This window comes from Burkholderia sp. S171 (assembly GCF_009766085.1).
Lineage (GTDB): Bacteria > Pseudomonadota > Gammaproteobacteria > Burkholderiales > Burkholderiaceae > Caballeronia.
The window spans coordinates 149,249-164,129 of sequence record NZ_LMUF01000006.1 but is presented as its reverse complement, the minus strand read 5'-3'; the positions used below and the strand labels follow the sequence as shown (position 1 = coordinate 164,129).

7 protein-coding genes and 1 pseudogene are annotated in these 14,881 nt (G+C 57.2%); 4 read left to right on the top strand and 4 right to left on the bottom strand.

Translation table 11 applies throughout. The annotated features are described in order from the left end of the window. Positions 1-142 precede the first annotated feature (142 nt). Together GSQ93_RS02370 and GSQ93_RS02365 are read left to right on the top strand one after the other, a co-directional pair. Positions 143-2,266 carry an McrB family protein gene (locus tag GSQ93_RS02370; protein WP_216857569.1) on the top strand — a complete coding sequence of 708 codons (2,124 nt, stop codon included), beginning with the start codon at positions 143-145 and terminating at the stop codon, positions 2,264-2,266. Further along, positions 2,263-3,540, top strand: a complete 1,278-nt coding sequence (locus tag GSQ93_RS02365) for an McrC family protein (RefSeq protein ID WP_158934073.1) — start codon at positions 2,263-2,265, stop codon at positions 3,538-3,540. The genes GSQ93_RS02370 and GSQ93_RS02365 overlap by 4 nt, the downstream gene beginning before the upstream one ends. 634 nt (positions 3,541-4,174) lie before the next feature. Here GSQ93_RS02365 and GSQ93_RS02360 read toward each other — a convergent pair. The 4 genes and pseudogenes from GSQ93_RS02360 to GSQ93_RS37910 form a co-directional block, all read right to left on the bottom strand. Beyond that, positions 4,175-8,629 carry a DEAD/DEAH box helicase gene (locus GSQ93_RS02360; RefSeq protein WP_158934072.1) on the bottom strand — a complete coding sequence of 1,485 codons (4,455 nt, stop codon included), beginning with the start codon at positions 8,627-8,629 and terminating at the stop codon, positions 4,175-4,177. Then, on the bottom strand, positions 8,619-10,652 hold the full coding sequence (locus GSQ93_RS02355) for a hypothetical protein (protein ID WP_158934071.1): 2,034 nt from the start codon (positions 10,650-10,652) through the stop codon (positions 8,619-8,621). The genes GSQ93_RS02360 and GSQ93_RS02355 overlap by 11 nt, the downstream gene beginning before the upstream one ends. Continuing rightward, positions 10,649-11,947, bottom strand: coding sequence for a hypothetical protein (locus GSQ93_RS02350; RefSeq protein WP_158934070.1), 1,299 nt, complete (start codon positions 11,945-11,947; stop codon positions 10,649-10,651). The genes GSQ93_RS02355 and GSQ93_RS02350 overlap by 4 nt, the downstream gene beginning before the upstream one ends. A gap of 478 nt (positions 11,948-12,425) precedes the next feature. Further along, a pseudogene (locus GSQ93_RS37910) lies at positions 12,426-12,623 on the bottom strand (IS5/IS1182 family transposase); the annotation flags it as partial. A 416-nt stretch (positions 12,624-13,039) separates the two neighbouring features. Here GSQ93_RS37910 and GSQ93_RS02345 point away from each other — a divergent pair. Beyond that, positions 13,040-13,630, top strand: coding sequence for an HD domain-containing protein (locus GSQ93_RS02345; RefSeq protein ID WP_158934069.1), 591 nt, complete (start codon positions 13,040-13,042; stop codon positions 13,628-13,630). Positions 13,631-13,940: 310 nt separating this feature from the next. After that, a complete protein-coding gene (locus GSQ93_RS02340; protein ID WP_158934068.1) occupies positions 13,941-14,483 on the top strand; it encodes a hypothetical protein in 543 nt (180 codons plus the stop codon). Positions 14,484-14,881: the final 398 nt, after the last annotated feature.

Below are 14,881 nucleotides of genomic sequence, written 5' to 3'. Positions count from 1 at the left end.
CCGCCGATTGCGTGAAACCGGCGGTCAGCTTAGTGGTGGCCGTCGAAAAATCCAGTGCGATGAGTTCGCATTGGCTATCCTGGATGTGCCGCCACGTCGTTGGCTTGACAATTTTTGATGCAGCTTTTCATGGGGGTTGCAGTTGATACAGGAAGCGCTAGAAAGTTATAAAGCACGACTCGTTGCAGCCTTTCCTACTTTTCGGAAATTCGGCGATGGCGATGAGGCGCTCGCCGCTGAGGAGCGCCAATACAAGCTGGAGCTGGTGGATTTGTTTCGTCGGAATGCTCAGGCGTCGCTACAGGACATGCCGGCCGATGAGACGTCTCAGACACGCATCGGCGCCGAACTTCTCGACCTTTTCACGCGTAAGTTGACCATAGGACAGTCGCAAAATCTCGTCGGCTGGCGCTATTGGGGGCCACTCGTCAAACTAACCGCCAGTGGCAAGGCCGTGCTAGCGCGTCTCGTCGCTGACTTGCTCTATGGACCCGGTGGTATTGAAGGGCGCGTCGATCGATTCGTCCCAGGGTTGAGGGAAACGCTCGCCGAAGGCGTCATAGATTCGGGCTTTTCAGCCATGTCGCGAAGCGTGACAAGCTTTTTTCTGATGTTGTCCGATCCTGGTGAGCACGTCATCGTAAAGACACAGCAATTCAAGCGGGCGCTGAAAGCGTTCAAAGGAGAAGTACTGCCGAATCGGGCACTCACTGGGCAAGATTACCATCAGATTCTCGGCTTTCTAAGCGAGCTTAGGGCGGCCATGTTTGACGATGGACTCGCGCCACGCGATCTGATCGACGTCCAGACACTGATATGGGTGGGCGATCCCAATTATGCAACGGACGACGATCCGCGGCTGTATTGGGTTGCTGGCGCCGATTGGGACGGCAAGGACATGACCCAGACGTTCGTCGAGGAGAATCGTTGGGCCAATGGCTATGACGGTCAGTTCCTTGCTCAGGTCAATACGGTAAAGATTGGGGATCGTATTGCGATCAAGGCTGCCTATACGCAAAAACACAATCTGCCCTTTCGTTCTTATGGCCTCACCGTTGGCTGCATGAGGGTCAAGGCTGTCGGAACGGTCACTCACAATCCGCATGATGGAAAAAACCTGTCGGTTGAATGGGATAAGGACTTCGAACCTTCAACCATCTACTCGTTCGCCTACCGAAAAACGATTGATCGAGTGAGCCATCAGAAATATCCACAGCTGGTTCGCTGGATTTTCGATGGCGAGCAACAGCCACTCGGCCCGGTTGAAGAAGACCTTCTCAAGCGATCCTTGCTGGAAAAGCCAAAGAAGCTCGACGACGGGGAGGCCGCTGCGGTGGAGGTAGTCGAGCCAGTTAACGTAATTTTTTACGGGCCGCCCGGGTGTGGCAAGACGTTTCGACTTCAAACAGAACTCATCCCGCAGTATCTCGGCGAAGATGGCAAGCGTTTCGAATTCGTCACCTTCCACCCGTCTATGAGTTACGAAGAGTTTGTGGAGGGACTGCGCCCAGTAATCGACGAAGCTTCGAAGGAACTCCGATATGAGGTGAAACCGGGTATATTCCGCGAGATTTGCGATGCGGCCCGGAAGAATCCAGAGCAGCGGTATGCCTTGTTCATCGACGAAATTAACCGCGCGAATATCGCGAAAGTCTTCGGTGAATTGATCACCTTGATCGAGATCGACAAGCGGGTACACCCCGACGATTCGCGAAAGGGCTTGCAAGTCAATCTTCCATATTCGCGCAAACCTTTTGGCGTTCCTGCAAATCTCGACATCTTTGGCACGATGAACAGCGCGGACCGGTCGGTCGCGTTGCTCGACACGGCCTTGCGCCGTCGCTTTCGGTTCGAAGAAATCGGTCCCGACTCGACGATTCTGAATAAAGATGTGGAGGGCGTCGATCTTGGCTTGTTGCTGGATACGCTCAACGAGCGGATTGAACTTCTCATCGATCGCGACCACCGAATCGGTCACGCATACTTTGTGAATGTAAACACGCTGGAAGAGCTCAATCTGGTTTTTACCGATCAGATTCTTCCGCTGCTGGTCGAATATTTTTATGACGACTGGTCGAGAATTGGCCTCGTTCTTAGCAATAGGGAGCTTGGAAGAAGTGAATTTTCACTATCCGAGGAAGTCGATCCCGCCAAGATTTTTGGCAAGAACTGGGACGTTCAGGGAAAGCGTGGCCATGATGTCTTTGTTCGCCATCGGCTTAAACGCATATTTACCGCGGACATGTTCAAGGGCCTTTTGTCGTGAATCGTCGCCATCTGATCGTTCGGGAGCATCAGACTCTGCGGCGCGAACCATATGGTCTCTTAAGCTCCGATGCTCACACTGCGTTCTTGCGTCACCTGGCAGCATTACCCCCAAATGCATTGACACCGACACACGACGGACTGCGCACCGGATCACTATGTGGGCTGGTAAGCGTCGATGGATGGACGCTGGAGATCTTGCCAAAAATATACGATCAAGCAGACCACACGCCGGACCGCGGTCTGCTTGTCAAAATGCTCGCAAGTTGTTTTGATATCCCGATATGGCACGGTGACAACGCCGAGAGCGGGCAGGCAGACCTGCTGACTGCGATCGTTCGTGCATACTTGGAAGAGGCCAGCACTCAAATGAGCGCTGGCTGGATCAAGTCATACGTGACCGAAGAGGACCAACTGACGCGTCCACGCGGTCAACTAAAGATCCATGCGCAGGTACGCCGAGGCCGTGCGCAAGGCCATATGCTGCATTGCGAGTTCGACGAACTAACGACGAACAACGCCCACAACCGGTTGGTGAAAGCAGCTCTTAAGGTGGCAGCGAGCAAAATTCCGACGGGCTCTCGCCATGCTGTTATGGCGAGGCGGTTAGCGCTATCGTTGAATGAAGTCGATGACTCGACGCGGTCTTGGCGCGAGCCAGATAGTCTTGCCAAGCATCGGCTGACTCAACGCTATGAGCGCTTGCTTATTCTATCATCGTGGCTCTTGCGTCTCCTTGGGCCCAATGTACATCGAGGGCCAGAGCGAGGTATCTCGTTGTTGTTCGACATGAACCGGTTGTTTCAGGACTATGTCGGCAATGCCCTTGATCGGGCCATTCGTCGACATCCCCTTGCTAACCGCCTCAGGCTCACGCGCGAGCGTCCCGTAAAAGGTCTCGTCTCCGATAGCGCAGAAAGTCCGCGCTTCATGCTTCGCCCGGACCTTTGTGTGCACTTTGACAATCAGATGCTTGCCATCCTCGATACAAAGTGGAAGCGTCTGCTGCCGGACGAGCAAAATGCCGGTGTTGGTCAATCTGACCTCTATCAATTGCTTGCGTATGGCCATACTTACGGCTGCCGACAACTGACGCTAATATATCCGGATCACCCGTGCCTCGAGCAGTGGCCGCGACCCCGTTTCAAGTTCGCGCCATATGAGGACGCGGCAATTGGACTTTCTATTGAGACGTTCGATATTCAGAACTCCGATTTATCGGCGGACAGAATTCTCGTCGCTCTTTCACCGCAAATCGAACCGGCGCCCCGATAAACTGGCAGCCCCGGTGCAAGCCCCAGTAGGCCATCGATGGACGTCGCCCGCAACGCCCGCATGCAAGCCGTCCTGCTAGCCATACCCGCTCCCCCGCGGCCCGACTTCAGCTCGCCTAGCTTGCAATAGGCATTGGCAGCGCGCTGCTTCTGATTGGGTTCGAACTAGCCCTGTTGATGTAGCCTGCGCGGTGTGAGCCTCAATTAGGGCCTCCCCTTCTTCCACCAGCGTGCTGCGTCGGTAACTCTTGTGGGCACGACCATCCCTGATTGCGGTATTTTCTCTCGCCTTTGCAGTACGCGAAAGCTTCACCATAAAAGGATTTTTCAGTGCTGCAATCACATTGCGGAAGCGTATCGGCAGCCCAGTCCGGTCGAAGGACGTTAGAGTGCTGCCTTGCGAGGGCAGCGAGGGCCGTGGTAAATGAATCTGCTCGGCCCGTAGGGACAACAGAACCCGCCTCGCGCTGCCCAAGTCTCGAAATCAAGCGCAGATCAGCCGCGTTACCTCATGCGGTCGCAGATTTGGATCTTGATCCAAATCTGCTCCGCGCTTCATATTTCAATTGGAGAAACCACACACAAAGCGTATCGCGCGAGTCGGGCGGCGACGGTCTTCTGCAATCCGGATGCGCTTACGAGTCGACTGTCACCACACCCACTGCTTCGATAAGCGCATCGCGGCAGCCCTTTTTTTGAAAAGTTGCTAACGCCTGCATCTTTATCCGCACGATTTGCCACGCTTCTAGCAACTCAACCCGTGCGTTGTCCCACGAGGCCGGGGCGTGGTAGAGCGCCACAAAGCGGTACTTATCGCCTTTCCAAGTGAAAGCACTGCACCCATCGGAGCGATCTCCTTCCCATGCGTCCATCGAGACGTGAGGAAATTCATGGAGTTCCGATAACGGCAAAACGGGTCTTTGTCCTCGAGAAATTGGACTTGCAGCTAGTTCCCAGAGCATTTTGGGTCCCGGAAACACGCTGCCGCCCGACATTGTGTCATTCAAGTCCAGATAAGCCTGCAGTCGGAAATGCTCTGCTCCGTTGGTGCTCAAACGCAGGACTCCGCCTTCCAGAAACTCAAGGGGCGTCACGGTCAATCGACGCTCCGCACCGTCAGCGTCCGCCTTATACAACGCGTCTAGAACCGCAGCGAAAGCCTCCGAAAACCAGGCCCGAACTCCAGCAAGCACCTGTCCACAAACAATCAGATCTTCGTGTTTCATATTGGAGATGTCACCATCTTTTGCGTTGTTGAATAGTCGCGAAACATGCGGGTCACCGCCATCAGAATAGGCAGCAGTCAACGTATCGACAGAGGGAAAAGCGCTCCGCGACCGATACGTAGGCTCAATATGCTCTGCCGCGTTTGCAACCAGACTTCGGTAAAAGAGTGCCACCCGTCCTGCGTGCCCAGCGAGATGCGCGAGCAGGCGCCACTCGGCGCCGCCGGCCTCGCGCACCATGGCCGTGAACCAGATGATGCCCGCGTCCTCCATTAGATAACCCCATCGCCGCTCGCGGTTTTGCCCCGCAAGCCATCGCGGCACGTTTTTCCCATCTTGAGTCCCGCGCACCGCTTCGGTTGCGCATACGGCCGCACGCAGCAACCAGAACTCATCCCCGATCGACTCCAGCAACACCTTGCCGGCCACGCTTCCAGCAGCAGTGAAGGCGAACGACACGTCTACCTCGCACGCAACTGTGTTGCGCGAACGATCGAATACGAATCGGCTGTCGGGTACGTGACGTACGCCCGACGGACCGCCGTCGCGAAGCGCTGTGGCCGGAGACACGGCCAGATCGGCAGTGTGCGGAACCAGAAACTCTTCCGTACGCAGGATCTGCGGATCCTTCGCGGATGCTCTAGAGAGCCGCAGGACCGTCGATCCACCAGTGGCCACGCGGCGCACGCGCGTGCTATTGAGGGCCGGCAAGTACACGGTCGATTCCGGCAAAGTTTCGTCGGCGAGTTGTGTGGGCAGAACGTTCTCACCCGCGCGCTTGTGCCGTATCCCAAGCGGCAATGCAATCGGCATCGCTTCGTCGCCGTCCTGCACAAACTTCGCGCTGTCGGGATAGAACACAGCATTGCTACTCTTCACGCCCGTTGCGGCAGTGACGAGGATCGAACTATCGGCGTCGAACGAGTCGACATCAACTTCGCCAATCTCATCCTTACGTTTGCCAAGATCCATCCGCAGGTCGCTGTCGATCTTTGCCCTGATCACGCGGTCCACCTGATAACGATCAAGCGTACCGTCGAGATAAGGGAATGCCACACCGAGGCGCGGCAGCCCTTCAGTTGTGCCCGGTTGCACACTCGCGTAGTTTTCGATCCGTCGCCCGATCAGGCTCCCAAGGCGGTCGATCCGTCCGATACGCTGCTCAAGGTCGCCCGATGTCCACGCGACACCGTAATGCACGATGTTGTCGCAGAAGAGGTGCATGTCGACACCTTCCTTGAGCACGTCCGTGCACACAAGTACGTTCGGGTGGGTCGGAAACTTGAACTGGGTAACGGCGTTCTGATTTTCCAGTCGACTTGATCGCCCGATCACGGGCGACATCAGACGAAACGCCATGTGTACGCGTTCTCGGCAGATTTGTTCCCAGTCGACCGCCGCGCCACTGCGCAAACATTTATCGACGATCAGGTCAAAATGCTCGATCCAACGGCGGAACTTCTCCTTCCAGTTGGCGATATACGTCGCCACCCCATGCAAAACCGTCGTCTGGGCGTTCTCGAGCATCCACAGCAGCTTGTCGGGCAGTTCAGTTTCACCATCAGGCGTGCTCGAGACGTGCGTGTTGAGGATGTAGAGATCGACAATGAAATCGGTTTGCCGCATCGACTGCAGTATGCACAGCTGCAGGGCGGCGAGCTTCCACGCGTCGGGCGTCGAATGGATGGTGTTTGCGAAAAGCCACGCGCGTGTGTTGTCGGCGCGAAGCTGGGTCACGCGTTCTGCGCCCAGAATCGCCGCGAGGAACCGCAGCCAGCGTTGACTGTTCTTTACCCAGATTGCGTCGAGGGCGCGGCCCGACTCATCGTCGCTGCTTTCTGGGCATTTCAAGAGGAACCCGCGCAGGGGTTTCCGCGATGGATCCTTCGCGCTCAGAAGTCTCGATCCGAATGACACGAGCTTCCCGTGGTGCTCCTTGATACCCGAGGCCCGTTTCAACGCCTCGAAGTAAGGCAGGCTGACCGCGTCGCGAAACTGGCTGCGGCGCAGCGTCTCGCCTGAAGCGCCGAAATCGTCGTCCTCATCACCGTCGAACGACTGCTTGGGGATGTCGATGCTGTCCTCTTCGACCGCCTCACCTGGGTCATCCGCTCGGTTCCACCAGGACGCACCCGAATCCCATAATGACTTGCTCCGCTGCTCGAAATCCGGCTCGACGAGCAACGTTCGCCACACGGCAATCCGCTGATCGACCTGCTGCTGGAACCGCGCGTTCAGCAGATCGCGAATCTCCTCGACTGTGTCGATGCGACGGACAAACACCAGCGTCTTGTCGTTGCCACCGTCTTTCAAACTGTGCTCGAAGAGTTCGTCGGCGGTACGGTTCAGCTTGGCGTGAGGCAACGCGACAGACTGCGATGCGAGCGGTTGAGGGTGGTTCAGCGGCGTCATCGCTTTCACAAAACTGTGATTCAGGTCATCAATGACGGTTCGGTCTAGCGCCACGTTTGGCTCGTCGTTCCGCTTGCCCTGCTTGCCGTCGCGAGCCGCTTCATACTCACGTGCCACCTCGGGTGCGGCCACGACAGCCCTCTTGCGTCCGATGATCCGCCCAACCGACGTCGACAGCGACTCAAACGACGCGCACTCGCCCTGCCGGAACTTGTTCTGCTTACCCGCAAGTGCACCGACCAGCTGCTTTTGCACGAGTGCCATGGTCAGTGAGAGGAACGGATCATCGGCGCCTGAATAACGCACGCGCTCGTATTTCCGGTACTGGATTTTGCCGTAACGATTGTCCTGGCTGTCGGCATAGGTTCGCGTGCGACGCACCATCATCTGGCCGAGCAGTTCCACCACGTCCGGCTTGGTGCCAGGCTGGGAATCGAGCTGCCACGCGACGCGACTGCATCGGGCCTGATGTTCGCAATCGCCACAGTCGCGCGGGATTTGCACGGCGCGCTCACGACCGCCGGCTTCACCGACAGACACCTTGCGACACAAATAGGTGTCGAGACTCCTGATATCGCGCGTGCTGGAGTGCAATGGCGTGGCACTCATGAAGAGCCAGCGGTCGACATGGCGCCGAAAGATCTGGGCGATGTGATGATTTTGATAGTTTCCGGTGTGGCGCAGGTACTGCGCTTCGTCGAAGATCACGAGGTCGAGCGGCTGGTTCGGCATCGGTTCGCAGTTTTCGTCGATTGTCGTGCCGTTGGTCAGCAACGCTCCAATGCGCTGGCAGTAGGCCACGCCGAGCGCGTGTGTCGCGTCCTCCCTCCACGTGTCCGATCGCTCGGAGGAATTTTCTGCGATTGCCCTTTCGTCCTCATTCAGCTCCCCTGAGTCCGCCACGCCGACGAGCGCCGCATATTCCGCCAACATCGATTCGAAATCGACGCCTTTGAGCGTGAGCGGCCGGCTGAAAGACGAATACCGCAGCAAGTGAATCCGTGCATCGCCGAGCCGCAGCGCTTTGATGAAATCGCGCAGGTTATGGTGGCAGTGCAATTCCTCGAGCTGGCTGGCGTCGGCGGAACTGAGGAGCCGATCATCCAGCAGGGTGTAACAGGTGCGCAGGAACTCCGACCATTCGCTTTGCCACTGGCGCTGCAGCGTTGCGCTTGAACAGACGATTACGACCCGCGAATCCGGCTTGCGCAGGAATTGCGTCGCGATCACGCCCATCGCCTGGCGCGTTTTTCCCATGCCGACTTCGTCGGATAGATAGGCGAAACCCTTTTGCTCGAGAAGATGCCAGAGTCCGGCGACGCCTTGGCTTTGCAGCTTGGTCTGCAGACTGGCCGTCGTCGAGCGTGCCGCATCGTGTCCGTCGAAGTCGATGTATGACCGCACCATTCCCGCAGTCAGTCGGGCAGGGATGACGTTTCTGTTATTCGGCATGCGTTACTCCGGTTTCCTTACTCATCTCCTTACTGATCTCGCCGCGGAACCACCCGAGGAAGTCTTTGATCCGATCGGGCGTCGCTGTCCCGAACATCGAGATGAACGATGGTGAATTGCCGAGCAGTGACACCATGGCTTCATGAAGTTCTTCGATCTCGTCGTCGATATCCTTCCGGAATGACGGGCTTGACACGTGCTGTCCAGTCGCATCCAGTCGATCCACGACGTCACGCATTTCCGTCAGTTGGATATAACGGCCGATCTTTTCCTCGACGGTCGCGGCGGGTTGCAGCGTAATTGCGCGGTACAGATTCGTCGCACCATATGGCGCCTGCTTGTCATAGGGATCGCGCTTCTTACCCGCGCTGCCCGGCTTCTGGTAGTACTCGAGCAACTTCCACGTGCCTTGGAACAGGCCGAAGAAATCGAACGTCGGCTCGGCCGGTTCCTCTTCGCCGTCGCCGCCGCCAAGGCCAAGCGCGGCACGTTCACGCGTCTTGCTGTCTGGGACATCGGGATTGAGACTGCGCAAAAGTTCGAGAACTTTCTTCAAGCGCGGACGCGGCTGGTAGCCGAGTTCGTCGGGCAACGCGTTCATCTGCGTTACGAGTCCGCGAAATGTCGCCGTGTCATCTTTCCCAGACGTGTATGAGACCGAGAACGAACGTACCGGCTGCGTGCCCTTGAACGCCAGGGGTGGCATCGCCTGCCTTTCGCCTGCCGGCGTCACGGCAAACTGATGCTCGAAACCATCGACGCGCAGAACGATATCGCGAATCCATTGGTCGCTCGTAATGGTCAGTTGAGCGCAAAACACGCGTGCTCTCCAGTCACACAACACGATGGCATCGAAGGGCGGAAGAGGCGGCGCGTTGTCCTCATCTTGTCCCGGCTCGGATGGCGCGAGCTCGTCTTCGTCCAGCAGCTGAAAGCTACGTTTCCAGGGATCGGGAGCGTTCTTCAAGTCGTAACGGAGCATCGCCTCGACGTTCGCGAGCGACTGGCCTTGAGGTGCGAGCATCGCTGCCTGCGTGAAGTTCGCAGAGCCGATGCACAGCACCCGTGTTTCGTTAGCGTCTTCGAGCATCAGCGCCTTGGCGTGCGTGTAGCGCTCGCCATCCTTGCAGAATTTGCGGAAGCCACGCAGATAGCCGGGCGACGCGCTGAGCGTTTCGACTGGGAACCGGTACTTGCCGTCGGCACTGAGCGATGGTACGAAGCTGCATTTCTCGACTCCGAGCTTTTGAACGAGGGTTTCGACGCCGCTCCAGTATGGAGATACAACCGTCGCGGCGCGCCACGATCGCGGCCCTTTTAACGTGTCAAGCAACGAGTGTCGGTTATCGCGCCCAAACGGCACGGCCAGATGCAACGTCGGCATGTCTGCGGTGTTGGGCACGAGTTGGCTGGCGTCGGAGAGCGCTTCGAGCAGCGCCGCGAGGATCGCGCGCACATCGCCTTCTTCCTCGAGCGGCTTTCCATCCGTGGATTCGAAGTGGCGCTCCGCTTGGCTGGCGAGCCATTCGAGCAACGGGCGCAACTCATTGGCGTGCTGGCGTGCCACGGCGGTCATGCCAACGACCTCGCGATTCACCGCCCAGCCGGACAACGTGAGATTGCCGCTGCCAACGGACAGCCACAAACCCTTTTCCTGCGTTTGCTTCAGCGTGCCGGCCATCAGCATCAGCTTAGGATGGAAGCGCCCTTTGGGGAGCCCGACCGGCAGCAAACCGTAACGCATATCACCTTTCGGCTCAGGGCACGTCGAGCGATCACACGCAACCAGGCACTTTATGACACTCAGATCTTCGTTGATCACATAGCGCGTTTCCGACGTCCCTTTCAGTTCATCGGCGGTATCGCCTACCAGCAGCGGCAATACATTTGCCTCGAAGAACTGCGACACGAAGTTAAATGTCGTGAAGAGGACGTGGCGCGGATGGTCCGTTGAAAAGCGATCGCGGATATGTTCGAGCGTGCAGCGCATCACGGGATCGATCTTGGCAGGCGCTGAGCTCATACCGGCTCTCCAAAAACTTGCGCGTAAAGATTCGATGCAGTGTTGAGGTAATAGTCGTTCATCCAAGGAAAGCCGTCCACGAGTCGTTTTTTCGCGTCCTGCGGATCGCGGTCGCCTGCGACCGGCAGCACGATGACGTCGCCTTCGATCAGCACCAGCGGATCGCGCCCGCGATCGGTCATGCATCGCTTGTGATAGTCCACCAGTTCGTGCGTGAACGCGATCAGGCACGTGCGGTTCGCAGCGGAATTGGCGGAGGGAGCGCTGGCCGCGAGGATGTCTGCGAGCACCTGCATCTGCTTCATCCGAGGTGTTTCGAGTTCGCTTCCGAGCTGCTGGAAGGCCGCAGCGCGCTCGCGCATCCGAGAGAACATCGCTTCGAGTTCCCGTGCGAGTTGCTCAAGTCTCTTGCCGGGCGATCCTCGCAGAAAGTCGAACACGTCCTGCATCACTAAGAGAAACGGCTCGCAGCAGAGCACGCAGTCGATGTCGTCTTCCAGTGCTTCTGACTGAAGAAGGCGAATGCGCTGATCAAAGCGCAAGTTTTCCGTCGCGGATGTTCTTCTCAGCACCAGGAAATCGCGCGCGAGCGTCCGCTGGAAGTCTTGGCCGAACAGACTCTCCTGCAGTGTGGGCAGCAGGGTGTCATCGTCGAAGATGCGCTTGAGCGCCTTCGACAGCGCTGTGCCATCAAGGTGGCGATCCGGAACAAGAGCGGTCTTCGCATTTCCGATAGGGCCTGTCAGCGCACCGAGCAGTTCATCTGTGGCTTTCGCCGTCCAGTGACGATTCAGCTCTTTGCAGAGTTCAGGCTTGACTTTCCAGTTGTCGTTGACCAGACCGGCGCGTCGACTGGTGCCCCGGTAATACTGGTACAGGCCATTCGCGACGGTTTTGCCGGTCTTGGTCGTCACATAAAAGTCGTTCTTTTCGGCCGCGAGCGTGATGTTGCCGAAGCAGTAAGGGCGATCATTGTGATAGAGCCAGAATTCGACAAGACCTTCCATTAGCCGGAAGAACTTGCGGGGCGCATCGTCGCCGGCAAGCAGGGGTCGAAGTTTTTCTTGCTCATTCGCGAGCCATTGAATCAGGACGACAGCCTTTATACCGTTGACTTGCGCTACAGGCGACGCCACGTAAGGGACGAGTTTTCGTCCAAACGCGCTCCATACCGGCAAGAGCCCGAGTGGATCGCGGCCACCGGACGAGCGACTCAACGCAGGATCGGGTTCCGTGAAGTAAGGCAAGCCGATGGCGGTACCGCTGGCGGCCGTGCTGCTGTCGAGTTCAGTCATCGAGCGGGGATCGGATTCGTGGTAGGGAAGGGCGTAATTGATACGGCTGTTGGTGTAATTGGGTACACGTAAGTAAGCCGAAATCGTCGCTGCTGGCTGGTACGCGAACGCGGCCCCTTCAACCCGCTATCGGCATTGCGGACAACAACTTTAATGGAACGCTGAATGAGTTGGTCTACGTTCAAGCTTAAGACGCGTCCATCCGGCGTTCCCAGAACCCGCGCTCATCGCAATGTACGTTTTCGAATGCGTAGTCGAGCGGAACTCCGAAGAAGCGCATTCCTGAAGTCGCTCGGTATCGCCCTGGTGTCATATGCGGGCCTCGGCATGCGCGGGTTCAATTACTGATGCTGCCATGGGGCCGGCGAGTATGGTCCTTATGCCTCCGCCATGCTCGATGAAACGATCTTGATCGTCATTCGCAAGCGTTGCCGCATGCTCCAACGCCTCGGCCAACGTGTGCCCATCGTACGGATTACCGGGCATCGAGCAAGCGCGGCGCCTTCCTCATGCGCTTATACTGATTGGCGTACGTGTAGCGGCCAATCTGCAGCACCACGTGCAGCGCTGTAGCCTTGCCCAGGTGTTCGCAACACCGCGCCAGCAAGCGTGAATCAGTTGGATGGGCGATTGCCTACGACATCACGGCCGTGTCGACGATCACGCGCTTCACGCTCAGCACGATAATGTAACCGCGAATACGTCGTTTTTCGCTCGCGCCTGTAGTTTGCACAGAGCCGGGACTTTGACAGACCCTCCGGGAACCAAGTCAAACGGAGCCACCCCGCTATGTCTAAGCTGGGTTATAAAGATTTCGGGCGGGTGACCGTAAACGGTAGTAGTCGCTAGTTTCTGCATCCGACGTTGTCACCTCGTTAGTACGCCTCTTAGGAGGCGCCAGTTTTTAACGCGGTTGTTCACGAAAACGCGGATACCGATCTCCTTGTTTTTGCGTTGCGTTGTAGTCTTTCAGTCCGTACGATGACGCAATTGCGGCATCGCTCTCACGTTGGTTGCGACACGAAGAAAGGCTCGCGGAGTCACCAATGCTGAACCTTGAATATTTAGGCATCAATCCACCCAAGGCAGCATATGAACAATGTCATCAAAGCATTGGCCTTTGCCGCTGACAAACATCGCAACCAGCGGCGAAAAGATGCAGATGCGTCTCCGTACATCAATCATCCTAATGCGCTGGCCAATGTGTTAGCGAACGAAGGCGGTATCGAGGACGAAGATGTGCTTGTTGCTGCTGTTCTTCACGACACAATCGAAGATACAGGAACGACGACGCACGAGCTTGTCCGTCTGTTCGGGAAGGATGTCGCTGCTATCGTATCGGAAGTATCGGACGACAAGTCGCTGCCAAAGGCAGAAAGGAAACGCCTGCAAGTCGAGCATGCTTCGCATGCCAGCAGCGAAGCCAAGCTCGTCAAACTAGCTGACAAGTTTTGCAATCTCCGCGACATTGCGGCTAACCCGCCGGAAGGCTGGACGGCAGAACGCAAGCGTGACTACTTCGACTGGGCCAAATCCGTAGTGGATGGCCTTCGTGGGATTCATCCCGTACTGGAGCAAGTCTTTGACGAAGCGCACAAAGCGGGACCGGCTGCTCTAGTCGAAGGGCACTCCTGGCATAGCCTGCGGAAGCTTGGCGGTCGAGGCACAACCCGAGTGTCATAAGACGGGTGCTGCGTCCCACCGCTGCCAGCCATGCATCGCTGCCCTACAGATATCTAAAGAGGGACGAAAGTCAGCTCCGCCAATACTCGCGCGCAGACCGCATTTTTGCGACCCTCCATGGTCTTCTAAAAGGCGATTTACCGGCGACTCGATGAGTTCCACGACACATCCGAAACGAAGCTAATATTCCGACCGCTAGGCTGTAGCGTAACTACCATCGAAAAACGGCGCCCCGCAGACGGCAGCTGTAAGAAAAGACGAATCTTGAGAAATTAGCCGTTTAACAACGGCCTCTATCCGGAGCGCGGGCATGGAGCAGCAACGGGGTAGGACAAAATTGCGGAGCCTCTCGAATGACGAGCTGAGTGCTTTGCGATTGCTGAACGAAAAACTTCGCGAGGCAGAAACATGGGTGGCAAAGCGCGCCGCTCAATGTGTTGCTGACTATCAAAACGCGGGTGGTCTGACTCGTGCGCAATTGGACCCGCAGACGTTCGAGGACTTCAACATCGAAGCGAAGGTGCACTGCCTATTGAGCGAAGCTCACCCTGATTTTGACCCGAATGAAGACAACTTCGTTGCGACGCTCGATGCCACCCACGTCATTCGTGGCGATGTCGAGATCGCGACGTTCAACTTTGACGAGGTGCGCGACACAATGCCGCATCCGCTCGACGACATGCATTTCTGCTTTCTCTTCCACGACCTGTATGACCACACTTTCCGCGGTGATTGGGACAAGACTTTGAGCGTGGGCGGCCTGTGGGTCGATGTGGAGCTTGTTCAGCAGAGAATTGTGACGTGGGACTTTGGAAATTTGACCTTTCGCAGCAAGCCAGACATCTTCCGTTGAACCATACGACGGTGCTGTTTAGGCGGTATGAGTTCCAGTGAGGCACAGGTTGGCCAGCCGCGACGAATCAGATGCGGGTTAGCAATGCTGCCAGAGCTGCCAGAGCTGCCAGAGCTGCCAGAGCTGCCAGAGCTGCCGGTGTGGACGGTGCCGCACCCGCGATTCTTCTCACGGAGGCCGGCGTAGCAGCAGCGTATTTACTACACCACCGTCTCGTAAGAAGGCAGCGTGCGACTTTGCCGACTCGCACATCCAGCAACGGCTCGCGAAATTGGCGAAGCGTCGGCACCCCGTGAACGGAGCCCGGTAGGTCAGGCAACGGCACTTCCGGCGCGACGGATAGACCCATTCGGCGCACGAAATCGTTCGATAAGTAGGCGGATGCATCTTGCCATGCT

Bases quoted from the DNA above. Each gene is read 5' to 3' on its own strand.
- GSQ93_RS02360 (WP_158934072.1), bottom strand. From the start codon at position 8,629: ATGCCGAATAACAGAAACGTCATCCCTGCCCGACTGACTGCGGGAATG.
- GSQ93_RS02355 (WP_158934071.1), bottom strand. From the start codon at position 10,652: ATGAGCTCAGCGCCTGCCAAGATCGATCCCGTGATGCGCTGCACGCTC.
- GSQ93_RS02350 (WP_158934070.1), bottom strand. From the start codon at position 11,947: ATGACTGAACTCGACAGCAGCACGGCCGCCAGCGGTACCGCCATCGGC.
- GSQ93_RS02345 (WP_158934069.1), top strand. From the start codon at position 13,040: ATGAACAATGTCATCAAAGCATTGGCCTTTGCCGCTGACAAACATCGC.
- GSQ93_RS02340 (WP_158934068.1), top strand. From the start codon at position 13,941: ATGGAGCAGCAACGGGGTAGGACAAAATTGCGGAGCCTCTCGAATGAC.